We start from the raw sequence: 26,508 nt of genomic DNA, 5'->3' as shown, positions 1-26,508 counted from the left end.
TTGCCAAGAAAAATCGCTATTGTTGCGTCGCGTGAAGAATTTTTTCGAAGGCATCTCCATTACCTCGCTGATCGCGGGCGCACTGGCGGCGGTCACGTCGTTCCTGCTGTCGGCGAAGATCGGCATGGCCGGTTCGGTGATCGGCGTGGCGGTGGGCTCGATCGTGTCCGCGGTCGCCTCACAGATCTACAAGAATGTGCTGAAGGCCTCCGGTGAGAAACTGCAGGATGTGACCGGCGTCGGCTCCGGTTCGTCGGATACGGCGGACGATGCGGCCAAGACCCCGGCGTCGGATGACCGGACACAGGTGATCGGCGACGTGACCACGGTGCTTGCGCCGGGCGCGTTGGCGGTGACGACGGTCGACGACGGCCGCGCACGACGCGTGGTGAGTTCCGCCGACGAGCAGATCGATGACTCCACGCGCGTGCTCGGCCACATCGACGCGGCGGCTCGGCGCCCCGGCGTGCCCGCCACGACACCGCGCAGCGTCATATCCGGCAATCCGGCATCTGGGCGGATCGGCCGCGATCATGCGTTGGCCGCGGCGACAGCCAGCAGACAGAAACGCATCGCCATCGTGGTCGCCGTCGTCAGCGCCTTGGTGGCCGTCGCGGCGACGGCCGGCATCGTCATGCTCGTCACCCAAGGCAAAGGCACCGATTCCGTGGTACGCGACTGGGTGAACACCACACAGACCCCGGTGCAGCAGACCCCCGACGATACGAACGGCCACCAGCCTGCGCCGACCGATCCGAACACGAAGACGGACGAATCCGATACCCCGGCGAATGGTGCCGACGACACCACCACGGGCATGGGTTCGGATACCGGCTCAACGGACGATGCCAATGGCACGTCCACAGAAGGAACGACATCCGGCGGTTCATCGTCGGGCACGTCGAACGGCAGCACCGGCTCCGGCACGTCATCGGACTCTTCGACGAACTCCGGATCGACCGGCTCCGGCACATCCAATGGCACATCCGGCGGGGCGGGCAGCGATACTACGTCTGGCAGCACCGGCAGTTCCTCCGGCTCGAGCTCGTCCTCGTCCGGCGACTCGTCCTCCTCGAATTCGACCGGCTCCGGCACATCCACCAGCGGTTCCACAGGCTCGTCGGAAAGCAGCTCATCCACTGACGGATCATCGAATTCGTCCTCCGGATCGTCGTCCTCCGGTACCAGCGGCGATTCCGACTCGTCATCTTCGAGCTCTTCGAACTCGACCGGCAGCGGAACCTCATCCACCAGCGGACAGTGACGGTGTGGGCAGTGCCCGGTCAGGGATGCCGCCCACACCCGAATCATGACACGCCGTGGTTTGCGTAATCGCCGGGCCTGACGTAACCTATCTCAGGTTCAGCAATGAGCAACAACCTACGGGGCTATGGCGCAGCTGGTAGCGCATCTCCATGGCATGGAGAGGGTCAGGGGTTCGAATCCCCTTAGCTCCACCAACATGAGGCTTGCGGATGATTCCGCAAGCCTCATTTGTTTATTCCCAGAGCACCTGCACGCCGGCGCCAAGTTCGAAATGCAGCTTGGCGATGCCGAGGCCGATATGCGCCTGCACACCATCCAGCGCTTCGGCGCGCACGGCATGGCGGGCATCATCGAGCAGCACGAAACGGAACGGCTGCTTGCCCAATGCGCTCGGCGCCAACTGCACGGCCTTCAACCCGTTTACGAACCAGTCCGGCGCACCGGTCAACGCATCCGACTGCGACGACGAGGTCGACGTGGCGTCGCAGTCGGCCAGCATGCCAAGCTCCTCGATCGGCTTGCTGCGATGCGGTCTACCAGCCCGTGCACCGTGCCCCAAAGCGATCGCAGCGGGCATGCGCTCGCCGTCACCCATATGCCAACGGCCATGATGGCCGGTCGTCTCGTGCAACACCACCCAGCCTGTGTCCAATCCGAGCCGCACGGCCTCCAGCGCGAGCCGTTCGCCGAAATATCCCGCCCGTTCGTCCAGTGCTTCGCCGGAAGCATCCGTGTCCCGTCCGATCAGCGCGAGGCAGTACCGCACGTTTCTGAACCGACCGTAATGCGTCGGGCATCCGCCGAACGCGTCCTCGTTGTCGTGCACGAGCTGAATGTCGAGCCCGCCGTCCGCATTGGCCCGCCCGATCGCTTCGCTCAGCGCCTTCAGCACGTTCTCGTCCAGCGGCTGATCGGTGTATTCGCGCACGGCGTGGCGCGCGCCCATCGCTTCGATGATGTCCATACATCTCCTCAAGTCCTCCGCGCATTCCCGCGGCCTGATGTCCGGCATCCATCCTAGCGGGTCGTCCATGCGGCCCGACCGCCGCGGTGTCGTCGCCGATCCGGCTCGCCGATTCATCGTGTTCGTGAGAGATTACTCACAGCCGAACGCGCGGCGAACATGCGGCGGTTGGCGTAGGCTGAAAGAGAGCGAATAACGAACCGTGCTACGAAAGGATATGATCATGGCAACACTCACCGCCGAGATGAAGACGTTCATCGACAACAACCTGGGCTGGATCTCCACCGTCTCCAAGGACGGCCAGCTCGACCTCGGTCCGAAGATGAGCCTGTTCGTGCTTGACGACAACCACATCGCCTACCACGAGCGCACTGCCGGCCAGGCCTACGAGAACCTCAAGGACGGCTCTCCGCTGGTCATCGCGTTCGCGAACCTCGCCGAGAAGAAGGGCTACCGCTTCCGCGGCACCGTGACCCTGCACTCCGACGACGCGATCTACGAGGCGCAGGTCAAGGTCGCCGAGGAGAAGGGCACCAAGAAGCCGGCCGTCATCCCGGTGCTCGAGGTCACCGAGATCCAGGATCTTGCCTCCGGCGCGACCGCCGGCAAGACCATCGAGAAGGACTGACGTTTTTCACGATCCGATGAAGACGCCGCTTTCCGTACGGGGAGGCGGCGTCTTCGTATGTCGGTCGCATGTGCGGACATCGTTTCGCCGCACGATGGGACCGATCGGTTCGGTGAACCTGGTGGGCCTGGCGAGTTCGGCGAATCCAAAACAAATCAGCTGCGGACCGGCATGCCGGCCTCGCGGAACGCGGTGCGGTAGACGGCGACAAGATCAGGCAGTCGCATCGTCGCGTTCGCCGGGCTGGTCGACGGCAGCTGCGTCATCGTGACGGACAGTCCGTCCGCGACGAGCCGCGGTTCGATCAGACGGCGGTACAGCTGACCGGCCTTCGCGCCGGTGGCGATGACATGCGTGACGCGCGAGCCGGTGAGAATCGGCGCGATGTCGTTCGGTACGGCGTTGCGGATGGAGGAATCGGACGCGCCGGCGATATCGCACGAGGCGATCACATCCCACAAGGCAACATGATGGCGCAATGCGAACGCGCGGCGGGATGCAGGGGAGTCGCCGGGCACGTCGAGCGGATCGGCGGAATCCGCGAACAGCGCGGCCATCACCGGCCAGAACCGGTTCTGCCGGTGCATGTAATAGAACCCGGCCTCGCGCGACTTCGGACTCGGCATCGACCCGAGCACCAGCACCCGCGAATCGGCATCCCACACCGGGCCGAACCCATGCTCGACATGCTCGCTCATCGTACTATCGGATCCGATACTGGTGACCATGCTGCGTGATGAAGAACCCCAGCCGGCGCAGTTTGCGAGTGAGCGAATACATGGTCGTATCCATCACCGTGCGCTGGTCGGCGAAACCGGCTCCGTCGCCGAACACCAGCCGCGACAGGTCGTCGAAGCTCAGATAGTCGCCGTCCGCCCGGATCAGTGCCTCCAACGCGGAGTATTCGCGCGGCGACAATGCAATCGGCTTGCCGCCGCGGTAGTAGGCGCGCTGCCGTCGCGTGTCGAGCGTCAGATCGCCGTGGATCAGCAGCGCGGGACCGTTCGCGGTCGCGTCGCCGTCCGGAGCATCGTCGATTGTCTGCAGCAGCGAGATGTACGACAACAGTTCCGTGTCGCCGAACGGCTTGACGACGGTGACGTCGGGCGTCAACGGTGCGGCGACGGGGGAGCCGGTCGCCGGTCGGCTCGACGCGCTCAGCGAAGGCGTGGACAGCAACGCGATGCGGATACGACGTCCAAGCGAGATCCCCGGATCATGCAACCGGCGAGCCAATCCGTCGCGCACCGCCGCCGGCGTGAGATCATCCAGCACCACCGCATCGAACGGCAGCAGCGGATAATCCCTGAACAATTCGTCCAGCTGAGCCACGGAAGTGACGACCGTGGTCTGATGCCCAGCCGTTTCCAGTGTCCGTTCCAATGCGGAGGCCAACGCCGCACTGCCGGTCACCACAAGCAGATCCATCGCACGCCTCCCGTCGGCCGTCGTATATCCAGCACTATAGTCCGAGCGTTTCCGGTTCGGTATCTCAGATGCCGGGCTGTCGATATGATAGGCGAGAAACGACAAGCCGATGACCAGGACGATGAACGGGAGCGACGGATGATCGACGAAGTGGTGATGCTCAGGCACGGACGAACGGCATACAACCGCGCCGGGCGGCTCCAGGGCCAGATCGACGTGCCGCTCGACATCGTCGGCCAATGGCAGGCCGACATGGCCGGTCTCGAACTCGCGCAGCGCTACTATTGGGCAAAGATCGGCGGCATCGCACGCAACCCGGAACGGCTCGCGCAACCCGGTCCCGAAGCCGCAGAACGCAGCGACATCAGCGAATACTGCAACGCGCCGGCCGCGGGCCGGCGCATGGTCGTCATTTCGTCGGACCTGTTCCGCGCCCAGCAGACCGCGCACGCCTTCGCCGACCCGCTCGGACTGGACGTCACCACCGACCCGAGGCTGCGCGAACGCAGCTTCGGTCAATGGGAGGGCCTGACCCGCGAACAGATCCGCGACATCGACGCCGAAGCATACGCCTCATGGCGCCGGCACGAGGGCGGCGAACTCGCCTACGGCGTCGAAAGCCGCGAGGCGACCGGCCGGCGAGGCGCGGACGCGATGCGCGCGATCATCGCCGACCCGCAATACGCCGCCGAGCCGACCACGCTCATGGTCGTCGGCCACGGTTCATGGATCGCCGCCACGATCGAAACACTGGTTGGCATGCAGGTCAATTCGCTCGACAATCTCGGCCGCATCCGCAACGCGTTCTGGAGCCGGCTGAGCATCCTGCGCGAGATGAACGGCCACGCGTTCGACCGCCCGGTCTGGCAGCTCGACGCGTTCAACGAATGCGCCCCCATCGTGCGCACCGTCGACTGGGACAACGGTCCCGTGTGGCTCACGGCGGGTGTCTGACCGTAGGGACTATTCTTGTCTCGGTTTGAATCGACGCGGGGCATCGCGCCGCAATCGCACGGCGGAAGGCAGGTGAACGAGACATGTTGAGAATCTTCAGCACCATCAACGGCCAAGTGGAGCAGGTACAGAAACCCGAGAACGGGTCGTGGATATCCTTGAGCGAACCGACCGACGTGGAACTCGCCACCATCGCCCAGCAGACCGGCATCGACCTGGCCGACCTGCGCGCCCCGCTGGATGACGAGGAACGTTCGCGCGTTGACGTCGAGGACGACTACACGATGGTCATCGTCGACATCCCGACCGTCGAGGAGCGCGGCGGCCGCGACTGGTACGAGACGATCCCGTTGTCGATCATCGTCACGCAGAACCTCATCATCACCGTATGTATGCAGGACACGCCCGTGCTCCACCCGTTCATGGAAGGCACGATCCGCGGCTTCAACACGTTCATGCGCTCGCGATTCATCCTGCAGATCCTGTACCGCAACGCGACCATGTACCTGCGTTATCTGCGCATCATCGACCGCGAAAGCGACAAGCTCGAATTGAAGCTCCGCCACTCCATGCAGAACCGCGAGATCGTGATGCTCATGGAGCTGAGCAAGACCTTGGTCTACTTCACCACGTCGCTCAAATCGAACGAAATCGTGATGGAGAAGCTCACCACGCTAAGCCGCATCAAGCAGTACCCGGACGACGAGGACCTGCTTGACGACGTCATCACCGAAAACAAGCAGGCCATCGAGATGGCGAACATCTACAGCGGCGTTCTTGCGAACATGACTGACGCGTTCGCCTCGATCGTGTCGAACAACCTGAACAACGTGATGCGCATCTTCACGATCATCTCGATCACGCTGTCGGTGCCCACGCTCATCTTCTCGATGTACGGCATGAACTTCCAAGAGGGCATGCTCGGCATGCCGTTGAGCGACAAGCCGTGGGGTTTCGTCGCGATCATCGTGATCTCGGTCGCCCTGTCCGCCGTGGTGACGTGGTTCCTCACCCGTTCGCGCATGTTCAAATGAGCGTGAGCGTGAATGGCCGTATCGTGCGGCGTCGGCTGGGTGCGGCCGCGTGCGCGCTCGTGCTGTCGATGCTGCCGTTGGCCGGCTGCGGGACTTCCGGCGCGGGTTCTTCCGCGACGACCGATGCCGATGCGTTGTCCGCTACATCCGGACAGCCGCAGGGGCCGACGATCACGATCGGCGTCTCCTCCGACCTGCCGGGATTGGGATACTGGCATGACGGCTCGTACTCCGGATTCGACATCGACGTGGCCGCCTACGTGGCGAAGGTGCTCGGCTACGGCCGCAAACAGATCGTGTTCGTGCAGGTGCGGCCGCAGGAACGGGCCACGGCATTGGACGGAGGCCGCGCCGACATGGTGGTCGCCGGATTCACGATGACTGATGAGGCCGCGAAGAACGTCGCGTTCGCCGGATCGTATCTTGACGTGCGGCCGGCCGTGCTGGTGCACGACGACGAGACACTGGGCGGGGATGCGGTCGCGGATCTGTTCGATACGACGGACAGTGGCACGGCCATCGCCGATCAGCACGATGTCGCCGTGGGTCACGACAAGACAGACGGTGACGTAAGGCGCGATATGACGGTCTGTGCGGTGAACGGCACGGCCGAACGCGCGATGATCGCCGGACGCGATGACGTGACGGTGAAGACTTACGACACGTATGGGCAGTGCATGACCGCGCTCATGGCCGGATCGGTCGACATGGTCGCCGGCGACGAGGCGACGTTGCCGGGACTGATGCACGACCGGCGCGGCTCGTACCGGCTCGTCACGGATTCGTCGGACGATGACGGTCTGAGCTACGGCATCGCCGTGCGACACGACCGCACCGAACTTGCCGGCAAGATCACTGCGGCGCTGCGGGCGATGCTCGACGACGGCTCGTGGCGACAGTACGTCGACGCCGATCTCATGCCGTTCGGATACCGGCCGTCACCGCTGTCATCTCCGACCGTCACGACATACTGACACGCCCCGGAATCATCCGTGGAATCATGATGCGGTCGCAATGGGCGGAATCATGCGGCCGTGTCCAGTTGCATGGCAATAATTCACCGTATGGCTAATGAGAAGAACACGACCGCGCAGGCGGCCGACACCCCCGCCGAGCCGTCGTTCCGCTACAATGCGGCGCTCGCGCAGGACATCGAAACCAAGTGGCAGAAGAAGTGGGACGACGAAGGCACCTTCTGGGCCGCCAACGTCAACGGTGACCTCAAGGACGGCAAGGGCCGCAACGCAGACGGCCGCCCCGCCTTCTTCGCGATGGACATGTTCCCCTACCCGTCCGGCAAGGGCCTGCACGTCGGCCACCCGCTCGGCTACCTCGCCACCGACGTGGTGTCGCGCTACCACCGTATGAAGGGCGAGAACGTGCTGCACGCCATGGGCTACGACGCGTTCGGCCTGCCCGCCGAGCAGTACGCCGTGCAGACCGGCCAGCACCCGCGCATCACCACCGAGCAGAACATCGCCAACATGCGCCGCCAGCTGCACCGCATGGGCCTGAGCTTCGACAACCGCCGTTCGTTCGCGACCATCGACCCCGGCTACGTGCGTTGGACGCAGTGGATCTTCTCGCGCATCTACGACGCATGGTACGACGAGGATGCTAAGAACCCGTCCGGCTCGCAGGGCTCCGCCCGTCCGATCTCCGAGCTCGTCGCCAAGTTCGAGAATGGCGAGAAGACCATTCCGGGCCATGAGTCCGACGGTGTCGCGTGGGGCGATCTGACCGAGGCCGAGCAGCAGGACATTCTCAACGATTTCCGCCTCGCCTACATCTCCAAGTCCCCGGTCAACTGGTGCCCGGGCCTGGGCACCGTGCTCGCCAACGAGGAGGTCACCGCCGAAGGCAAGTCCGAGCGCGGCAACTTCCCGGTGTTCCAGCGCGAGCTGCGCCAGTGGTCCATGCGCATCACCGCGTACGGCCACCGTCTGATCGAGGACCTCGACGGCATCGACTGGCCGGAGAAGGTCAAGCTCATGCAGCGCAACTGGATCGGCGAAAGCCACGGCGCGTCCGTGCACTTCACCGTCGCCACTGCCGAGGGCGACAAGGACATGGAGATCTACACCACCCGTCCCGACACCCTGTTCGGTACCACGTTCGCCGTCGTCTCCCCGGAGCACGATCTGCTGCACTACGTGCCCGCCGAGTGGCCCGCCGACGTTCCGGAATCTTGGAAGGGCGGCTATGCGACCCCGGCCGAAGGCGTCAAGGCGTATCGTCTGGCCGCCGAGTCGAAGACCGCGAAGGACCGCGTCGAGGAGGCCGGCGAGAAGACCGGTCTGTTCACCGGCCTGTATGCCGTGAACCCGATCACCGGCGTCAAGCTGCCGCTGTTCACCGCCGACTACGTGCTCATGGACTACGGCACCGGCGCGATCATGGCCGTGCCGGGCGGCGACCAGCGCGATTACGACTTCGCGACGAAGTACGGTCTGCCGGTCATCTATACGGTCCAGCCGCTGCCGGAATCCGGCGACGACCTCGCCAACTACGAAGGCAAGGCACCGTTCGTCTCGCACGACGGCATCGTCATCAACTCCGCTGTCGATGCGACGTTTGCGAAGGGCGACGCGCTCTCGCTCAACGGCCTGCGCGTCGACGACGCGATCGCCAAGGTCAACGCATGGCTCGAGGAGGCCGGCGTCGGTAAAGGCACGGTCTCGTACCGTCTGCGCGACTGGCTGTTCTCCCGCCAGCGCTACTGGGGCGAGCCGTTCCCGATCGTCTACGGCGAGGACGGCACCCCGCACCTGCTGCCAGACTCCGCGCTGCCGATCAACCTGCCGGACGTGCCCGACTACCAGCCGCGCACCTTCGACCCGATGGACGCCGAATCCAACCCGGAGGCGCCGCTGAGCCGCAACGAGGACTGGGTCAAGGTCGAACTTGACCTGGGCGACGGTAAGAAGACGTACTACCGCGATACGAACACCATGCCGAACTGGGCCGGCTCCTGCTGGTACTACATGCGTTACATCGACCCGACCGACACGGCCCACATGGTCGAAAAGGACGAGTTCGACTACTGGATGGGCCCGAACCACAACAAGTATTCTGGTGACGAAGGCGGCGTGGATCTGTACGTGGGCGGCGTCGAGCACGCCGTGCTACACCTGCTGTACTCGCGCTTCTGGCACAAGGTGCTCTTCGACCTCGGCTACGTGGATTCGGCCGAACCGTTCCACAAGCTGTTCAACCAGGGCATGATCCAGGCGTTCGCCTACACCGACGACCGCGGCCAGTACGTGCCGGCCGCCGAAGTCGAAGAAGGCCCGGCCGGCGCCGACGGCGAACCGACGTTCACGTGGCACGGCGAGCACGTCAACCGCGAGTTCGGCAAGATGGGCAAGAGCCTCAAGAACATCATCACGCCGGACGACATGTACGAGAACTACGGCGCGGACACGTTCCGCCTGTACGAGATGAGCATGGGCCCGCTGGCGGACTCCCGTCCGTGGAACACGCGCAACGTGGTCGGCGGCATGCGCTTCCTGCAGCGCCTGTGGCGCAACGTCGTGGACGAGAACACCGGCGAGGTGCACGTGAGCGAGGACGCGCTGGACGCGAAGACCCTCAAGGCGCTCAACAACACGATCGCCGAGGTGACCGAGGAGATGGAGGGCATGCGCCCGAACACCGCGATCTCCAAGCTCATCGTGCTCAACAACCACCTGACTTCGCTCGGCACCGTGCCGCGCGCCGCCGTCGAGCCGCTGATCCTCATGCTCTCGCCGATCGCGCCGCACATCTGCGAGGAGCTGTGGGCGCGCCTCGGCCACGCCGAGTCGCTGGCGCACGAGCCGTGGCCGGTGGCCGACGAACGCTACGTCGGTCAGGACACGGTGACCGCGGTCGTGCAGATCAAGGGCAAGATCCGCGCCAAGCTCGAGGTCTCGCCCGACATCGACCCGGCCGAGCTGGAGAAGATGGCGCTCGAGGCCGTCGCCGACCGTCTCGGCGGCAAGACCCCGCGCAAGGTGATCGTCAAGGCGCCGAAGATCGTCTCCATCGTGCCTGCGGAATGATCGGACGGGGGAAAGTCCGTTTTTCCGGCGTATTGTGGATAACCTGACCGTTCGACCACATACCCTGGTCTGACTGGACAAGATGCCCATGCATCCCTCACTGTGGATACATGGGCATCTTGCATATCGATCAGGATTTGTCGGCGGACGGCGGCGAAGCGGCATCGCGTCGTCTCGGATCATTGAGCCATGCGATGCAGACACATCATCCACAAGCCGCATCCACGGATCCTGCGGCGCGAAACGGTGACGTATCCGTCGAATTGCATCCTCCGCCGCCTCCGAGCAGGCCGGATGCTCGGAGGCGAACCGATCGGATGCCATCACTCGGCATGCTTGCCGGCGTACGTTCATCGGACACCGCGCACGAGGAGCATCGTCTGCGGCGTGACCGGCCACGGACGGCGTTCAAACCGATCCATGCGGCGACGGCGGTGCTGATACTTGCCACGATGCTGTGCGCAAGCCTGACCATGCTTGTCCAGCAAGCGATCCGTTACGAACGGGTACTGACCGATGCTCAGACCTCATCCGTGGCATCCGGTTCGTCCGATTCGTCGTCCCGTACCGGAATCGGTGATGGAACGGATACGTCGGCCGGTGATGACACCCGATCAGACAGTCGTTCCTCCGACTCCGGTTTCGGTGTGCAGAATGACGATGTTGACGGAACGACGACAAATGGTGACGACGCCGAACAGAGTGGAGGCGAAACATCCACTGACTCGTCGGCGGCCGAACCGGCGCAACCCGTTCCCACCGATGATGGCAGAATCGATCTCAATACCGCGACGTCCGAGGAATTACAGACCGTCAAGGGCATCGGCCCAGTCACCGCCGAACGTATCCTCGCGCATCGTAAAGCGATCGGACGGTTCACCAGCGTCGACCAGCTGCTCGATGTCAAGGGCATCGGCACGAAAACCCTCGCCAAAATCAGAGACGAGGTGGCGGTGCGATGAACAGACGGATACGGCGCGGCCGAATTGTCTCGAACGGGCGGCATGGTGGATTGAGATCCGGCGGCCGCCGATACGGGAAAACAACTGCCGGCATTACGTCACACAGGGAGCAGGGGAGTCGCGACTGGCGCATGCTGCCCGTCGCGTTCGTCGTATGGATGACAAGTCTGGCCGTCCATCAGGCGTTCAACCTGTTCATGGGTTCCGACGCGCCGGACGTTCTATCCCTCGCCGTTCTCCTCCTTGCGATCCTTGTCGCCTGTTGTATCGCATACGCGTCCTCCCGTGCCGCTCTCACCGTGCTCATCGTCGCCGTATGCCTTTGCGGTATCAGCACCCTGTCCGTCGCGCTCGCCCAATGGCACGACCCCGCCACCCGGGCGGCACGTCGAACCGCCGAAACCGCAGTCATCGCAACCATGCGCATCATCACGCCGCCTACAGCTTCCACCTTACGTGACGCGGACTGCCAGACCGACGCGGTCCTGCGATCGTTGTCGGACGGTTCTGTCACGCAATCCTCGCTCGCCTCCCTGCGCCTATTCGCATCCGGAACGGCATGCGCGCAACTCGCACACGGTTCCGTCATTCGCATCCATGGCGTCCTGCAACAGGCACGATACGGTAAACAGCCGCTCTGGCTGATCACCGAACCTTCATCTGGCATGCCTGAAACGATCCGTGCGCCGACCCTGCCGCGGCGAACGATCACAGTCATACAGCAGTCGTTCTTCTCCGTCACCGAGCGGCTTTCCGACCAGGGACGCGTGCTCGTGCCGGGTCTGACGCTCGGCATGCTCGGTCAGGATCACGTCAACATCGGCGACGGTGTATACGACAGGCAGCGTCATGCGCAATCGCCGGTTGAGGAGGCGTATGCCGAACTGGTCGAAGACAATTTCCGTCGATCCGGCATCATGCATCTCATGGCCGTCTCGGGAGGTCATTTCATGCTCGTCGCCGACCTGACCCGACGACTGTGCGCGCGGCTGCTCATGCCACGTCGGCTGGTCGCCGGTCTCGTGGCGGCCTCGTACCTGCTGCTTGCCGCGGCCATGTACCCATCCGATTCCGTGTTGCGCGCGCTCGTCATGGGATTGCTCGGCGCGGCGGCGCTGTACGTCGGTCGGCGCGGCCAGTCGGAGAGCGCGCTGAGCTGGACGGTGATCGGCGTATTGCTGGCCGATCCTACAATGGCGCGCAGCTACGGGTTCGCGCTGTCCTGCGCCGCCGTGCTCGGCATCGTGCTGTTCTCGCGGCCGCTCGGAACATGGATGGAATCCGTGATGCCGAAAGTGCTGGCCGAACCGCTGGGCATGACCGTCGCCGCACAATCGCTGACCCTGCCAATACAGATCCTCATGGAGCCTGAGCTCTCGCTTGCCTCCGTGCCGGCGAACCTGCTGGTCAGCCCGCTTGTCGGATTCGCGACAATGGCCGGTCTCGCCGCGCTGCTCGTCGCATGGGCAAGCCCGACACTGGGTTTCCTGCTCGCATGGACGGCATCATGTGGCACGCAGGTCATGGAACGCATCGCCGCATGGCTCGCCTCCGGTCGCTACGCCGTCATCGCATGGCCCGCCGACCCGTCCGGTGGCCAAACATCCGGCAACCTACCCGGCGCACTGCTCATGCTCCTTGCGGAAGCCATGCTCGTCGCCGTGATCCTGTACGGCGTCCGTCTCACCCATCGCCTGAGCGATCCCTGCCCCGAGCTGCCCGGAAAGCCCTTTCGTCCGGGCCCGCGCACGCGCATCGCCCTCTGGTTCGCCCACACCAAGACGTTCCTTGAACGGGACTGGCGCCGGTAAGCGAATCGGCGACGGCATGATTCGTGGGCGAGGCAAACGAAAGCGGACGTCCGATCATCGCGGTCGAACGTCCGCTCACGCCGTTGACAACGCTGCTCAGTACTGGCCGGACTGGGAGGCGAGGGTCCACTGGTCGTTGAAGGCCTGGTGATCGCTCACTTCGGATTTGTCCTTGAGTTGGTACTTATCGATGGCCGTATCGCCATCGTCATCCCACGTCGAATCGACGAGCAGCCACGTGCCGTCGATGTCCACGTAATTCCACGCGTGACTGGCGGTGGTGCCGGTCACGGAACCGATCACCACTCGCGTGTCGAGCCCAGCGGCCTTGGCCAGCAGCTGGTAGGCGTACGCGTATGCCAGGCATACGCCCTTGCCGTCCACCATGCCATAGGCGCTCCATGCGTTCGGATACTGTTCGGAGGACTGCGAGGATTCGAACGCGCTGCCTTCGCCGTTCTTTCCGACGCTGTTCAAGGCATCGTAGTCATAGGTCATACGCGCTGCGAGGAACTGGTCTATCGCGATTGCTTTGTCCCGTGCGGAGCCTTGGAACCTGCCTTTTACGGAATCCACGAAATCGGCAATCTGCTGCTGACGTTTCGCGTAGTCCTGCGGATAGTGCACCCACATCACCGTCCGGTCGCCCTTCTTGCGCACGGTGTAAGACACGCCGGATGAATCGGTGCGTATATACGGGTTCTGGCTGATTACCTCATTCATCACGTCCGACGTGCTCACCTGATAGTCGTCCGTGGCGTAGTCGGTGATGTCGATGACCTCGTGGCCGTTGAGAATGTTGTTGGCGAGGTACGTGCCGTATTCGGTCGACGCGTAGGTGAAGTACTGGGACTGTTTCGTGTCCGAGTCGATGTCCTTCGCGTCGTAACCGCTCCAGTCGGTATCGCCTCGCACCGCGTTGATGCGGTCGAGCACGCCGCCGGCCTTCGGCAGTGCTCGGAGCGCGGCCTGAGTAATCTGCGCGAATGCCTGGTTCAGGTCTCCCTCGTAGTACAGGGATCCGGAGTTGGTGATCATCGTTCCGGGGGCGGAGACGGTGAACCGCCAGCTGCTGGAGGAGTTCTCGTCGCGGCGCAGGTCGCTGAACGTGCTGGGGATCGGGGCGGTCGCGCCGTTGGCCATGGTCACGAACGTGTAGGCGTATGCCTGCATCGATTCGTCGGCCGTGTTCTTCTCGCCGAACGCGCCGCTCAGGCCGTAGAACCATTGGCTGACGCGAGCGTGCTCGGCCGTCGTCAGCGGGATCGACGGCACGATGCTGCTTGCGTCAACCGCGCGCCATCGGCCTTCATGCCCGTCCGCATCCACCGCGGTGACGATGAAGTACAGTTTGCCCGCCGAACCGGGATCGTACGAGCCGCCGGCCTGCTGCAGTATGTTCGCGCAGTATTCGTCCGTCGCGTTCTGGCAGGAATCGATCGCGTCCTGCCTCTCCACGGCAAGCGACTGGTAGGCCTCGTTCTGGCTGTAGACGGCGTCCGTGCCGTCGACGAGCTGGTGGCTTTTCGGCTTGTCGTAGTCCTTCGACAGCAGCGTGGTCGTCGTGGACGAGCCGATCTTCGTGACCGTGCTGCGCTCTTCGGCGAAGTAGTCGTCGCCGGGCTGGCCGACCTGCGGGGTGACGATGTAGGCGTACACGTTGTACGACTTCGCGCCCTCGAGCTTGCTCCACGAGATGTCGACGCCGCCCTGCGCGTTGACGGTGGGCGTGATGCCGTTCACGGGGGAGAGCTGTTCGACATCGGTCGGATTGACGACCTTGAAGAACTGGACGATCGGCTTGGCGAGTTTCGAACCGTCCTCGCCCATGTACTGCACGTAATAGTAGCCGTCGGACGGCAGGAATCCGTGATCGCTGCCGATGTCGTCGTTTCCGTCGCGCAAGTACTCGGGGATGTCCATCTCGCCGCCGACGTCGATGACGCCGTTACCGTCCTTGTCGCTTTCCGGCATGCCGGCGTTCGCGCTGGTTGGGACCGGCACGGACAGCGCGGCGTCCTGATAGACCTTCGCGCAGTCGAACGTCGTCATGTCGGCGCCCTTGAGTTTGAACACCCAGTAATCGTCCGGGACGACCGAGGCCTTGCCCTTGAGCGTGATGCGGAACTCGTGGTAGATGTCGACCACGATCGGGTCCCTCAACTCGTACTTGGATGCCGGCAGGGCGCTGCCGTACGCTTGCTCGGCAGTGGGCAGCGATGCGGACTTGTTATCCGAACGGGAGCTTGCAACGAACAGGCCGCCGATGACGCACGCGATGACGGCGAGGACCGCGATCAGTATGAACGGCCACTTCCTCCTGCGCTTGCCGTTGGCGCCCGGTCCGGTCGGCTGCGGCTGCGCGGGGAATGGATACGGCTGACCGGGATGCGGCTGCTGGTTGGGATGCTGCGGTTGCCGGTACGGCTGTTGCGATTGAGCCGGGTAAGGTTGCGGCGGATATGGTCCCGCCGGGTTCGCGGCCGACTGCGGTTGTGGTTGCGGCATGGGCTGTGACTGATGCTGCCCAGCGTATGGTGCCTGATACGGCTGACCGACAGGTGCCGGATACTGTTGCCCGACCGGTTGCGGGGACGAGGACTGTTGATACGGCTGCTGCGGATGATATTGAGGTTGCTGTGTGTCACCGTTGTCCACGGTGCCGCCGTTCGGCTGTTGTGTCATGGTGGAAACCCTTTCGTTCGCTTGCGCGTCATTGTCAACATCATCCTACCCGTCCAAGGCCGGGCCTCCACGGATTTGGCACTGGTGTTGTCCAACGTTGCGGCGAGATTGGGGAACATGGCAAACAAGGCAGGCAGGAACACGCCGTTCACCATCGTGTTCGGCGGCGACCCGTATCTGAACGGGCAGACGGTGCGCGATCTGCGTCAGCGCGCTCAGCAACGCCGTCCCGACGCGGAACTGGTCGAACTCGACGCGGGCGACACCGACCGGTACGAGTTCGACGAGGCGGTTGGCCCCTCGCTGTTCTCGGACACGTCGATCGTCACCGTGACCAACCTGCAGAACGCCGACGACAAACTCGCCGACGCGATGATCGCCTACTGCAAGGAGGCATGCGCCGGCCCGAAGAGCGCCAGCGTCGTCATCTGCCAGCACGAAGGCGGCATGAAAGGCAAGCGTCTCGTCGACCAGCTCGAGAAAGCCGGCGCCCGCAAGGAGGCCGTGGCCGATCTCAAGAAGGCCGACGCGAAGCTCAACTTCACGATCGGCCGCTTCGAACGCAATCATCGCCGCGTCGACCCGGCCGCCGCGCAGCAGCTCGTCGCCGTGCTCGGCGAGAAAACCGGCGAACTGGCCGCCATGTGCGACCAGCTGTGCTTCGACTTCGACGACGACCCGATCGGTCTGAACCGCGTGAACCAATACCTGACCGCCAACCCGCAGGTCACCGGCTTCGCGGTCGCCGACACGGCCGTCGCCGGGCGCACCGCCGAGGCGATCATCCAGATGCGGTCCGCGGTCGAGCAGGGCACTGATCCGATCGCGCTCATCGGCGCGCTCGCAATGAAACTGCGTTCGATGGCCAAGGCCTCGGCCGTGCGCTCGGGCGTGATCTCACAGGCCGAAGCCAAAATGAACCCGTGGGTGCTCAAGAACGCGCAACGCCAGCTCTCCGGATGGACGTCGGACGGCATGAGCCGGTGCATCCAGCTGCTCGCATGGGCCGACGAGCAAAGCAAGACGAACGGCGGCGACCCGGTGTATGCGCTCGAACGCTGCCTGACCGCGATCAGCAGGAAGGGAAGGGAATCATGAACGACACGAGTCGAAGCATCACTATCGACGTACCCACCGACGACGACATGCGCGCGCTGGGGGAGCGGGTCGCGGGCACCGTGCGGGGTGGCGACGTGCTGCTGTTGTCCGGTCCTCTCGGTGCCGGCAAGACCACGTTCGCGCAAGGATTCGGCCGGGGGCTGGGCATCGGCGAGCCGATAGTTTCCCCGACGTTCACCATCGCCCGCGAGCTGGACGGCCGGTTCGCCGACGGCACGCCGGCGCATCTCGTGCACGTCGACGCCTACCGGCTCGGCGGCAACGCATACGCACCCGGTCAGGACGCGATCGGCCGGCTGCTCGACGAACTCGAATCGCTCGGACTGGACGAGGAACTCGAAGACCCGGGCGCGAACACGGTGATCCTTATGGAGTGGGGCGAACAGATGGCCGCCGCGCTCGCGCCGCAGCGGCTGGAAATCCATATCGACCGGCCGCTGCGGTCGTCTGGCCATGATCCGGCAGGAGATGGCGACGCGGACGACGAGCTGACCAGCGACGGCACGCGCGTGGTCACGCTGGTGCCGGTCGGCGCACGATGGGATTCGTGGACGATCGACTAACGGATAAGGGATGCGGGACTCCTTGTTGTAGACTCGCTACAGGTTTTTTCGGACGCATCGTTCGGGATCAGTCACGATCAAGGAGAGACACGCATGGGCTGCACGCTGGTGATCGACACGTCGTACGGTTCGACCGTAGGTATCGTGGGACGCGAACCGATCGTCGAAACCGACTCGCGCACCCACGTCGAGCGATTGCAGGTCAACATCGCGCGTGCGGTGTCCGAGGCCGGACTCGCGCCGTCCGACATCGATACGATCGTCGTCGGACTCGGTCCGGCCCCGTTCACCGGCCTGCGCGCTGGCATCGTCACGGCCAAGGCCCTCGCGTTCGCGACCGGTGCGAAGCTCGTCGGGCAGAACGTGCTCGAACCGCAGCACGAGATGCTGGCCGCCGTCATGGGCGGGCATGATATGTTCGCCGGCGTCGACTTTCTGTCCGAACTGCCACGGCTTGTGCCGGCCGGCGTGTCAGGGAATCCCGACGATACGGCCGTGAGGACAGGGGACGCCGAACTCGATCGTCACGTCACCCTGTGCGTGAACGACGCGCGACGCAAGCAGCTGTACTTCACGCTCATCCACGGCACGGTCAGCATGCCCGACGCCGAGGCAGACGGCAACCGCTGGATCGGCATGGACATCGACTATCCCGAACGGATCGTCGAACGCGTGCACGCCGTGATCGCCGAACGTTCCGCGCGCGACGGCGTGCGTTACATCGTGGATGTGGCCGGTCACGGCGCGTCCAAATATGCATCCGCGTGGACTGGTCTTGGCGACGCTCTCGGATCGGTCGTCGACGGTTCGATACTGGACGCCGGAACGGACGGCGTGTCGCTGTTCTCGGCGATCGCACTGTCGCGCGAACTGCGCGGTGATAAGGAAGTGCCGGTCGAACCGCTGTATCTGCGCCGACCGGACGCGGAGATTCCCGCACCGCTCAAGCACGTGCTCAACCACGCCGGCGCGGAAAGGACCGCCTGATGCTCGTGTCGTTGGACGAACTCGACCGCGAAACGGCCATCGCCGCGGTGCGCGCGCTCGAAATCGAACTGTTCGGTAACCATGCGTGGAGCGAAACATCGATACGGCAGGAGCTCGACGCACCAGCACGCACGTACGTGTTCGACGTTGCGGACGAGCGGAAGGGCGGCACGATACAGCCGGACGATGTGCGCGGATTCGCCGGCTACTGGTACGACGGCGACGACGCGGAGATCATGGACGTCGGAGTCGGCAAGACATACCAGCGGCAGGGCGTCGCGGCCGCGATGATGACCTGGCTGGTCGAGCGTGCTCGCGAACAGGGCGCGCGGCGCATCCTGCTGGAAGTCAGCGTCGTCAACGAGCCGGCCATCTCGCTGTACCGCCGGTTCGGATTCGAGAACATCGGACTGCGGAAACGCTACTATCAGCCGGAAGGCATCGACGCGCACGTCATGGCGCTGGACTTGGAGCCGCACGTCGTCGGCTTCCAAAGCGCAACCGACACGCATGCAAGCCATCCTGACATTGAACATACGGAACGTACGGAATACGAGGAGACGACATGAGCGAACCGATCGTACTGGGCATCGAATCGACCTGCGACGAAACCGCCGCGGCCATCGTGCAGGGCCGTACCCTGCGCTCCAATGTCGTCGCCTCATCCATGAACGAACACGCGCGATACGGCGGCGTCATCCCCGAAATCGCCTCCCGCGCGCATGCCGAAGCGTTCGTGCCGTGCGTCTCGCAGGCGCTCGCCGACGCCGGACTGGAACTGTCGGACGTGGACGCGATCGCCGTGTCCGCCGGACCGGGCCTCGCCGGATGCCTTGCGGTCGGCGTGTCGGGCGCGAAGGCGCTCGCATGGGCGGCCGGCAAGCCGATCTACGGCATCAATCATGTGATCGGGCATATCGCGGTCACGCAACTGCAGTTCGGCGCGTTCCCGCCGGACACGCTCGCTCTCATCGTGTCGGGCGGCCACACCTCGCTGCTGCATGTCGAGGACGTGGCGCGGCACATCGACGTGGTCGGCACCACGCTCGATGATGCGGCGGGGGAGTGCTTCGACAAGGTGGCGCGGCTGCTCGGCTTCCCGTATCCGGGCGGCCCGCACATCGACCGGCATGCGCAAAAGGGCGACCCGAAGGCCATCCGCGTGCCGCAGGGACTGACGCAGGGCAAGGCCGGGGCCGCGCATCCGTACGATTTCAGCTTCTCGGGCGTCAAGACCGCCGTGGCCCGCTGGATCGAGGAACAGCAGGCTGCCGGGCGTGAGATTCCGGTGGACGACGTGTGCGCGTCGCTCGCGGACTCGGTGGCGACGGTGCTTGCACGCAAGGCCATGCGCGGATGCGAGCAGTACGGGTCGAAGTCGCTGATCGTGGGCGGCGGATTCTCCGCGAACTCGCAGCTGCGCGCCAAGCTGCTCGAATACGGCGAGCGTTGCGGCGTCGAAGTGCGCATCCCGCAGATCAAGCTGTGCACCGACAACGGCGCGATGGTCGCCATGCTCGGCGTGAATCTGGTCGAGGCCGGCGTGGCCCCGTCCGCGCCCGATTTCGCGATTGATTCGGCTATGCCGCTGACCAAGATCAGCATGTAGGGCGTCTTCGGGCGCGGCGGTCTGCCCTCGCGGTTGTCTTGGCAGGTCTCAGCCCCGTTGAGGCTCGCGAGGTTGTAGGCTTGCAAACTTGCATTGCAGGTTTGTAGGTTCGCCTCTGGCGGACTCCTCCTGCCGGGCATACGGCCGCTGTCGCACCCCGTACCGGCCGTAAGCCCGGGAATGAGCATCTCGTCGTACCAATGGTTCCACTCTTCCGAGCTCACGGCCGTTCCCGGCTATGAAACCGGCGAACCCAGGAGGGTTGTTGGTTTTGCAGGTTCTCTCCCGGGCTTACGCCCGTTTCGGAGGCGATGGCCGGCCGTATGCCCGGGAGAGAACCGGGGCGATGCCTCCTCCCGGGCATACGGCCGGTTTGAAGACCTGATTCGGCCGTATGCCCGGGGACGATGTTGGCTTGCGGATCCCCTCCCGGGCTTACGCCCGTTTTGTGGACGGGAACCGGCCGTATGCCCGGGAAGTTGACGGAATGTACTGGGTTTAACCCAATGCATGGATAGCAAGAGGCCTCGGAACATGAGTTCCGAGGCCTCAAATAAGCTCCTGCGGCTGGGCTTGAACCAGCGACCGTCCGATTAACAGTCGGATGCTCTGCCAACTGAGCTACGCAGGAATATGCGTCACAGGCTTGCGCCATGCACAAGATGTAAATGATATCCGCAAATCGCGATGATGCAACTTTGCGGGGTGCATCGGCGTGTCGGTCGGCGATGTCGCGTCGAACGGCATGTCCGTTTTACTGCCCGAATGTGGATAGTCGAAAATCATCCACAAAAAATGTGGATAGACACGCCGAGTGTGGATAACTCGCTACCTTTCGACCACATAACCCGTTTCGGCTGGACAGCACGACACGTCGCACGGCAAGGTTGAAGGCACCTCGACGACAACAGGGTCGGCGGGGCGCGAACAACCATTGATCGACTCCAAGGAAGGAACGATGATGAACACACGCACCAACAGGGCCGAGACGCCGGGCGGACGCATCGCCAGATTCGCGGCCGCCGCGATATGTTTCCTCGCGATACTGGCCAGCGGCGCCATCCATTCCGAACATGCGATGGCGGCGAACGGCACGATCACCATCAAATCCGGCGACGGCACCTCGCTGGCCGGCCACACGTTCAACGCCTATCTGCTCGCCACCTATACCGACGTGGAACTCAAGGATTCGTCCACCCTACGTTCGGTCAGCGCGCAGCCGGCCAACAGCGCGGCCTCCACATGGATCTCCACAGCGCTCAAGGCGGCGAACGTCAGCGTCGACGCCTCGGCCGGGCAGAACCCCGCCTCGCAGATGCTGCGCCAGACCACCGGTTCTCAGGCCACGCGTCTCATCGCCGCCACCTTGGAAGCCAACAAATCCGGTCGCACGCCGGCCAAGGCGAACCAGACGTCCAACGGCTCGTCCTTGACGCTCACACTGGCCGAAGGCTTTTACCTGATCACCGACTCGGCGGGCATGCCGATCATCGCGTCCACCACCATCAGCGGAACCACTGCCATGGCATCCGGATCGACGCTGGGAACCGTATACATGAAAAGCAAGGTCAGCGTGCCGAACAAGGAGATCAAAAGTGTCGACGGCACCTGGAAGGAGAGCGCGGCCGCGACGAACGGGGAGACGCGGCAGTTCCGCGTCAGGTTCTCGCTGCCGAACCATCTCGCCGCCGACACCGTGACCGTCGACGACGTGATGGACGGCATGCAGTACGTGTCGGGCACGTTCAAGGCGAAGATCTCCGCAGGCAAAAACGCCGGCAAGGACGTGACCTCGGAATTCGGCAAGGTCGGCTCATCCTCCACGGGGAAGGGCTACAAGGTCACCTCCAGCCAGGCGCTGATCGACAATTACGGCACGCAACAGGTGGAGATCTCCTATTCCGCTACGATCACCGACACGGCCAGGGCCAAGGCGGCTTCGAACACGGTCACGGTCACCATCAACTGGCTTCCAGGCACGAATCCGCCGGGCGTCGACCCGCCGAAGCCCGGCAAGGACTTCGTCCGTGTGCCCACATACGGCATCGACCTGAAGAAAATCAGCGCGGCGAGCACCGACCAGAACAGGATCCCCGTCGAAGGCGCGAAGTTCATCATCAAGAACGAGACGCTCGGCAAGTGGCTGAACTGGGACGCCGGTACCAAGCGATGGGCCTACGTCGACACCGAGGCCAAGGCCCAGCAGCGGGCCACGGACGCCAACGGCGTCATCAGCTACGACAGGCTCGGTGCGGGGACCTACCTGATCTCGGAGACCGTCGTGCCGAAGGGATATTTCGGCTTCGTCAAACCGAGCTTCAGGGTCACGATCGACGACGCCGGCACCATATCGATCACCGGAGTCGAACAGGCCGGGCTGACTGCCAGCGTCTCCAAGGCGAACGGAGCCACCAGTACACCGGTCGCGGTCGTCAAAAACGTCGACAACATGACGCAGCTGCCGATGACCGGAGGCGTCACCGTGGGATTGATGGGCGCGGGCGGTCTGTCGGTGATGGGTCTCGCCCTGGCCAGCGCCGTCAAGGCTGGCAAACTGCGTCGTGACGGTCTGGATGCGGCATGGAGGTCATAACATGGGAATGCCAATCAGATACCGGACTCGTGCGACCGCTCTCGCCGGCGCGACTCTCGCCTGCACGATGCTCGTCTGCCTGTCAATGCCGGTCGCACCCGAGGCGATGGCCCAGGACGTGCCCGCCGTCGGCGAACTGCAACGGGACCCGGTCGCATCCACCGCGGTGATCTCGGACGACAACCCGCTCGGCGGGACAGACCAGAGCGGCCAAGTAGGGGACGATAACGAGCGGTCGGACGATGCGTCCGATGACAGCATGGCCTCCTCGGACGACGCGCACGAGAACACGGGGGAATCTCCGGACAACGACGACGCCGGGGACGAGCCCGTCAACGAATCCGATGACCGGATTGCCGCCGCGCCCCGCCGCAGCAAATCGAGCATCAGACCGTTCTCCTTCTCGGACGACGCCCCGACCCGGGGTTGGCTCCGCTTCTTCGACAAAGACAACGTCGAGATCGCAGGACGCATCACCGTCACCGGCCAGCAGTCATACCAGATGCCTGCACTGGGCGGCGCCAAGGATGTCGAATACCACGCCAATCAGGGCATCAGCGGCACTGCGGACTGGAAGGCCGTGGCATGGCAGTCGCAATGGTTCAAGGTCGGAGGACTGTGCGACGCGGGCTGGTCCGCCGACGTGTGCACCATCACCGGGCACGGCGGCTTCGAGCCCCTGATGATCCGGGGCGAGCAAAGCATGCGCCGATTCCTGCCGGGAGCGCGAGTCAACGCGCCGACGGCCACCGGCTCCGCCGTATGGTGGGCGATATACCACACCAGCTGGGCAATGTACGTCGAACAGATACGGTATGCGCCCAACGGCGGCACCGGCGTGATGCAATCCACATCTGCGGATGTCTCGGCATACGACATCAACAGTGAAACCTACTATTCCAGCATTCCCGCGACCGTTGCCGATAACGGGTTCACCCGCCCCGGCTACCAGTTCGTCGGTTGGAAGGCCAGGGGATCGGGCGCCCTGTGGCAGCCGGGCGACACGAAATGGCTGGCGATCAGCAACAACCCGGCCTCCACCTACACGGATCACCAGATCCTCGATGCCCAATGGGAGAGGCTGCCCCATGCAACCACGATGCCGTCCACCGGCGATGCCGGGCTGGTCACCGCATACATGGCCGGTACCGGACTATGCGGTGCGGGATTGTGCGGGGTGATCGGGCTGACACGCAGACGCGATACCGGTCCGCGAAGCGGAGCACGGCACGATGCCCAGGCCTGAATGGTTCGTCCCCGATGATTGGCACGTGGCGTTGTTCGGCAGAACGCCGCCGATGTCACGTGCCGACCGTACCGCGCTACGACGCCAGTGCGGTACGGTACGGAGGCGATTCCGCCTGCTGGTCGCCATAGCCATGGCCGCAATGATATCAGGACTGTCGGTGTTCGCATGGATCGGCGTCACCCAGGCGCAGTCGCGGCGCGAGGCAGAGCATGCGCTCTCGCACATCGAGTCGAGGCGGGGACAGGAGTACGCTACGTTGCAACGTCTGGTCGAAGACGCCGAAGCGTACAACGCTCGACTGGCACGAACACCTCAGGTCATCGGTGAGACCGCCGATGCGGACGGTTCCGCATCCGGCGACTTCTCCTTCGCGGGCGACACCGAGTATCACGACCTGCTGGATGCGGGAGATTCGATCATGGCGGCGTTGCGTATCCCAAAGATCGGCCTGCTGCTGCCGATCCGTCACGGTGCCGGGGAATACGCGCTGGCGAACGGATTGGGTCACCTACACGGCACCAGCCTGCCGGTCGGAGGCAGGTCCACGCATGCGGTCGTCACCGGGCACCGCGGACTGGCCGACAAAGAACTATTCACCAGGCTCGACGAACTCGCCGTGGGAGACCCGTTCTACATCGAACTTGCGGACGGGCGGACGCTCGGATACCAGATCGACGGCATCGTCGAAACCGAACCGGCAGATACCGACCGTCTGCGCATCGAGACGGGGAAGGACCGCGTCACGTTGGTCACCTGCACTCCGATCATGCTCAACACCAGACGTCTGCTGGTCACCGGAATCCGAGCCAGCATGCCCGATATCGTGCCGATTCCTCAATCGGCGCCACGTGACAGGCGACCGAAGGAATCCACGGCCGTCGTGGCAGGCTCGTGCGCCGCCGCGGGCTGGTCGACGCTCTGGGCTGCAGAAACGCGCAGAAGACGGCGCATACCGTCACGGGCATACCACATGACCGGAAAGGAGATATCGGCATGATGCACGACGACTACCGCCGGCGCGTACGCAGCCGCATGCTGCGTGAACGGCGCAGACAGGAAGGAGACGGTCTGCGCCATCGATTCGCAGTCGCATGCTGCTGCGCCGCGGCCATGCTGCTGATGTTCGCCGTCATGCCGTCGGACGGCTTCGGCACGGCTGCGGCGAACCAGAGTGCGGGCGGCACATGCCGTGCCGCTCTGGCATGGCCCGTGGCCGATCCGCGGACAATCGGCACATTCGATGCTCCCGCACAACCCTGGTTGCCCGGACATCGTGGCGTGGACCTCGCCGCCGAACCCGGCACCGAGCTGCTTGCTCCCCGGGACGGGACGATATCGTATGCCGGCACCGTGGCCGGAAAATCCGTGGTCAGCATCGCCTCAAGAGGAATGAAATTGACCTTCGAGCCTGCGGAAACGAATCTGGCGGTCGGCGCACAGGTGCACGTGGGAACACCGTTCGCGCGCGTCGCACTCGGATCGGATCATTGCGACGGAGCATGCGTGCATTGGGGCGTGCGCCGCTCATCCGGCGAATACCTGGATCCCGCAGCACAGACGGCGTCCCGCCGCATCGTCCTCAAACCGTCCAGCTGAAGAAAGGAGTAAGCCATTCAGACAGATCGTGTGCGTTATCCGACCATGCGTTACCCGACCAACCGTGTCAGTTCGCCGAGATTGAGTTCGAAACTGACGCCGCGATCGGCATAATGCGGCTGGTTGAGCGTCGACACCATCGCATGGCGTACGAACTCCCCGGCGATGTGCGCCGACTCGGCCAGTCCGCGTCCGGCCATCACGGCGCCGCACAATGCCGAGGCGAACGCGTCGCCGGTGCCGTGCGTCATGTACGGCAGCTTCTCATGATCCAACTCATGCCGGGCCGCCACACCGGCCGAGGCGCTCGCCACGAAGTTGCGGATCAGTCCGTCACCGCGGTCGACGCCTTTGAGCACGACGTTGCGTGCCCCCATACTCAGCAGCGCGTCGAGCAGATCGTCCACGGCCCCGTCGTCAAGGTCGAGCCCCTCGTACCTGCGACCGGTCAGGATCGCCGCCTCCGTCAGGTTCGGCATGAGCACGTCGGCCCCGTCGGCCAGCGCCCCCATCGCCTCGCACAGTTCAGGCGTATACGTCGAGTACAATTCGCCGCCATCGCCCATCACCGGATCCACCAGACGCAGCGCACGCGGATACTCACGGTAGAGCCGTTGAATGATCGCCACCTGATCGGGGGAGCCGAGGAAACCGGAATACACACCGTCCAGATCGACCTGTTCCGCACGCCACGCATCCAGATAGCCGTCCAGGATGTCAGTCGTATCGTGGAACGTGAACACGTCGTAATGCGTGTGCGCGGAGAACAGCGCGGTCGGCACGGGACACACGTCGCAGCCTGCCGCCGACAGGATCGGGATCGCGGCGGTCAGCGAGCACTTGCCGTAGCCGCACATGTCGTGCACCGCGGCGATCCGGGGAATATAGCGCGGATCACGGTCATACAGCATCACGTCGTCGGTCATGGTCGTCCTTTCGTCTTCGTTGACGACTCTAGCCGGCGGCCTGACTATCGCGCGCGGGCCATGCCGGTGCCCGCACGCCGAATGCGGGCGC

General features: G+C 64.2%; 22 protein-coding genes and 2 tRNA genes. 18 read left to right on the top strand and 6 right to left on the bottom strand.

The features are described from left to right. Nucleotides 1–31 precede the first annotated feature (31 nt). Both KIH76_RS00195 and KIH76_RS00190 read left to right on the top strand, forming a co-directional pair. A complete protein-coding gene (locus KIH76_RS00195; RefSeq protein WP_214373045.1) occupies nt 32–1,264 on the top strand; it encodes a hypothetical protein in 1,233 nt (410 codons plus the stop codon). Between the two features lie 120 nt (nt 1,265–1,384). Continuing rightward, nucleotides 1,385–1,460 (top strand) — tRNA-Ala (locus tag KIH76_RS00190). Between the two features lie 38 nt (nt 1,461–1,498). Here the strand turns inward: KIH76_RS00190 and KIH76_RS00185 are convergent. Next, nucleotides 1,499–2,230, bottom strand: coding sequence for a nitroreductase family protein (locus tag KIH76_RS00185; protein ID WP_219068547.1), 732 nt, complete (start codon nt 2,228–2,230; stop codon nt 1,499–1,501). A gap of 223 nt (nt 2,231–2,453) precedes the next feature. On the opposite strand from KIH76_RS00185, the gene KIH76_RS00180 reads away from it, so the two are divergent. Beyond that, nucleotides 2,454–2,858 carry a pyridoxamine 5'-phosphate oxidase family protein gene (locus KIH76_RS00180; RefSeq protein ID WP_214373047.1) on the top strand — a complete coding sequence of 135 codons (405 nt, stop codon included), beginning with the start codon at nt 2,454–2,456 and terminating at the stop codon, nt 2,856–2,858. Between the two features lie 155 nt (nt 2,859–3,013). Here the strand turns inward: KIH76_RS00180 and KIH76_RS00175 are convergent, their stop codons facing one another. Together KIH76_RS00175 and KIH76_RS00170 are read right to left on the bottom strand one after the other, a co-directional pair. After that, nucleotides 3,014–3,556: a DNA-deoxyinosine glycosylase gene (locus KIH76_RS00175; RefSeq protein WP_214373048.1), complete on the bottom strand. Its 543-nt coding sequence runs from the start codon at nt 3,554–3,556 to the stop codon at nt 3,014–3,016. A 4-nt stretch (nt 3,557–3,560) separates the two neighbouring features. Continuing rightward, nucleotides 3,561–4,286 carry a response regulator transcription factor gene (locus KIH76_RS00170; RefSeq protein WP_219068545.1) on the bottom strand — a complete coding sequence of 242 codons (726 nt, stop codon included), beginning with the start codon at nt 4,284–4,286 and terminating at the stop codon, nt 3,561–3,563. A 138-nt stretch (nt 4,287–4,424) separates the two neighbouring features. Between KIH76_RS00170 and KIH76_RS00165 the strand changes: the two genes are divergently transcribed. The 6 genes from KIH76_RS00165 (at nt 4,425) to KIH76_RS00140 (ending at nt 13,090) form a co-directional block, all read left to right on the top strand. Beyond that, the gene (locus tag KIH76_RS00165) at nt 4,425–5,240 is read left to right on the top strand and encodes a histidine phosphatase family protein (RefSeq protein ID WP_219068543.1); all 816 of its coding nucleotides are present in this window, start codon (nt 4,425–4,427) and stop codon (nt 5,238–5,240) included. 83 nt (nt 5,241–5,323) lie between these two features. Beyond that, on the top strand, nt 5,324–6,274 hold the full coding sequence (locus tag KIH76_RS00160) for a magnesium transporter CorA family protein (protein WP_214373051.1): 951 nt from the start codon (nt 5,324–5,326) through the stop codon (nt 6,272–6,274). A gap of 8 nt (nt 6,275–6,282) precedes the next feature. Further along, on the top strand, nt 6,283–7,248 hold the full coding sequence (locus tag KIH76_RS00155; RefSeq protein WP_219068541.1) for a transporter substrate-binding domain-containing protein: 966 nt from the start codon (nt 6,283–6,285) through the stop codon (nt 7,246–7,248). Between the two features lie 90 nt (nt 7,249–7,338). Next, nucleotides 7,339–10,317 carry a leucine--tRNA ligase gene (leuS, locus tag KIH76_RS00150; protein ID WP_219068539.1) on the top strand — a complete coding sequence of 993 codons (2,979 nt, stop codon included), beginning with the start codon at nt 7,339–7,341 and terminating at the stop codon, nt 10,315–10,317. Between the two features lie 317 nt (nt 10,318–10,634). Next, entirely contained in the window at nt 10,635–11,279 is a 645-nt protein-coding gene (locus KIH76_RS00145) for a ComEA family DNA-binding protein (protein ID WP_236036725.1), read from the top strand. Nucleotides 11,280–11,410: 131 nt separating this feature from the next. Then, a complete protein-coding gene (locus KIH76_RS00140; RefSeq protein ID WP_219068537.1) occupies nt 11,411–13,090 on the top strand; it encodes a ComEC/Rec2 family competence protein in 1,680 nt (559 codons plus the stop codon). Between the two features lie 96 nt (nt 13,091–13,186). Here KIH76_RS00140 and KIH76_RS00135 read toward each other — a convergent pair whose 3' ends face one another. Continuing rightward, on the bottom strand, nt 13,187–15,598 hold the full coding sequence (locus KIH76_RS00135; RefSeq protein ID WP_219068535.1) for a transglutaminase domain-containing protein: 2,412 nt from the start codon (nt 15,596–15,598) through the stop codon (nt 13,187–13,189). Between the two features lie 294 nt (nt 15,599–15,892). Here KIH76_RS00135 and holA point away from each other — a divergent pair, with 294 nt between their 5' ends. The 5 genes from holA to tsaD all read left to right on the top strand — a co-directional run bounded on the left by holA (nt 15,893) and on the right by tsaD (nt 20,053). Further along, a complete protein-coding gene (holA, locus tag KIH76_RS00130; protein WP_219068533.1) occupies nt 15,893–16,873 on the top strand; it encodes a DNA polymerase III subunit delta in 981 nt (326 codons plus the stop codon). Beyond that, nucleotides 16,870–17,457 carry a tRNA (adenosine(37)-N6)-threonylcarbamoyltransferase complex ATPase subunit type 1 TsaE gene (tsaE, locus tag KIH76_RS00125; RefSeq protein WP_219068531.1) on the top strand — a complete coding sequence of 196 codons (588 nt, stop codon included), beginning with the start codon at nt 16,870–16,872 and terminating at the stop codon, nt 17,455–17,457. The genes holA and tsaE overlap by 4 nt, the downstream gene beginning before the upstream one ends. 93 nt (nt 17,458–17,550) lie before the next feature. Continuing rightward, complete coding sequence (gene tsaB, locus KIH76_RS00120) at nt 17,551–18,444, top strand: tRNA (adenosine(37)-N6)-threonylcarbamoyltransferase complex dimerization subunit type 1 TsaB (protein WP_219068529.1); 894 nt, start codon at nt 17,551–17,553, stop codon at nt 18,442–18,444. Beyond that, nucleotides 18,444–19,013, top strand: a complete 570-nt coding sequence (gene rimI, locus KIH76_RS00115; protein ID WP_219068526.1) for a ribosomal protein S18-alanine N-acetyltransferase — start codon at nt 18,444–18,446, stop codon at nt 19,011–19,013. The genes tsaB and rimI overlap by 1 nt, the downstream gene beginning before the upstream one ends. After that, nucleotides 19,010–20,053: a tRNA (adenosine(37)-N6)-threonylcarbamoyltransferase complex transferase subunit TsaD gene (tsaD, locus tag KIH76_RS00110; protein ID WP_219068524.1), complete on the top strand. Its 1,044-nt coding sequence runs from the start codon at nt 19,010–19,012 to the stop codon at nt 20,051–20,053. The genes rimI and tsaD overlap by 4 nt, the downstream gene beginning before the upstream one ends. Before the next feature lie 558 nt (nt 20,054–20,611). Here the strand turns inward: tsaD and KIH76_RS00105 are convergent. Next, nucleotides 20,612–20,684 (bottom strand) — tRNA-Asn (locus KIH76_RS00105). Nucleotides 20,685–21,011: 327 nt separating this feature from the next. Between KIH76_RS00105 and KIH76_RS00100 the strand changes: the two genes are divergently transcribed. The 4 genes from KIH76_RS00100 (at nt 21,012) to KIH76_RS00085 (ending at nt 25,491) form a co-directional block, all read left to right on the top strand. Further along, nucleotides 21,012–22,646, top strand: coding sequence for a SpaA isopeptide-forming pilin-related protein (locus KIH76_RS00100; RefSeq protein ID WP_214373109.1), 1,635 nt, complete (start codon nt 21,012–21,014; stop codon nt 22,644–22,646). Between the two features lies 1 nt (nt 22,647). After that, nucleotides 22,648–23,892 carry a hypothetical protein gene (locus KIH76_RS00095; RefSeq protein WP_214373110.1) on the top strand — a complete coding sequence of 415 codons (1,245 nt, stop codon included), beginning with the start codon at nt 22,648–22,650 and terminating at the stop codon, nt 23,890–23,892. 142 nt (nt 23,893–24,034) lie between these two features. After that, nucleotides 24,035–24,892 (top strand): class C sortase, encoded by an 858-nt coding sequence (locus KIH76_RS00090; RefSeq protein ID WP_219068522.1) that lies wholly within the window; start codon nt 24,035–24,037, stop codon nt 24,890–24,892. After that, nucleotides 24,889–25,491 carry a M23 family metallopeptidase gene (locus KIH76_RS00085; protein WP_219068520.1) on the top strand — a complete coding sequence of 201 codons (603 nt, stop codon included), beginning with the start codon at nt 24,889–24,891 and terminating at the stop codon, nt 25,489–25,491. The genes KIH76_RS00090 and KIH76_RS00085 overlap by 4 nt, the downstream gene beginning before the upstream one ends. Nucleotides 25,492–25,541: 50 nt before the next feature. Here the strand turns inward: KIH76_RS00085 and KIH76_RS00080 are convergent, their stop codons facing one another. Continuing rightward, a complete protein-coding gene (locus KIH76_RS00080; protein WP_214373113.1) occupies nt 25,542–26,417 on the bottom strand; it encodes a bifunctional hydroxymethylpyrimidine kinase/phosphomethylpyrimidine kinase in 876 nt (291 codons plus the stop codon). Between the last annotated feature and the right edge of the window lie 91 nt (nt 26,418–26,508).

It is taken from the genome of Bifidobacterium simiiventris (genome assembly GCF_019331715.1).
GTDB classification, from domain to species: Bacteria; Actinomycetota; Actinomycetes; order Actinomycetales; family Bifidobacteriaceae; genus Bifidobacterium; species Bifidobacterium simiiventris.
Note: the sequence above shows the minus strand (reverse complement) of the source record. Positions and strands in the feature narration are given on the sequence as shown.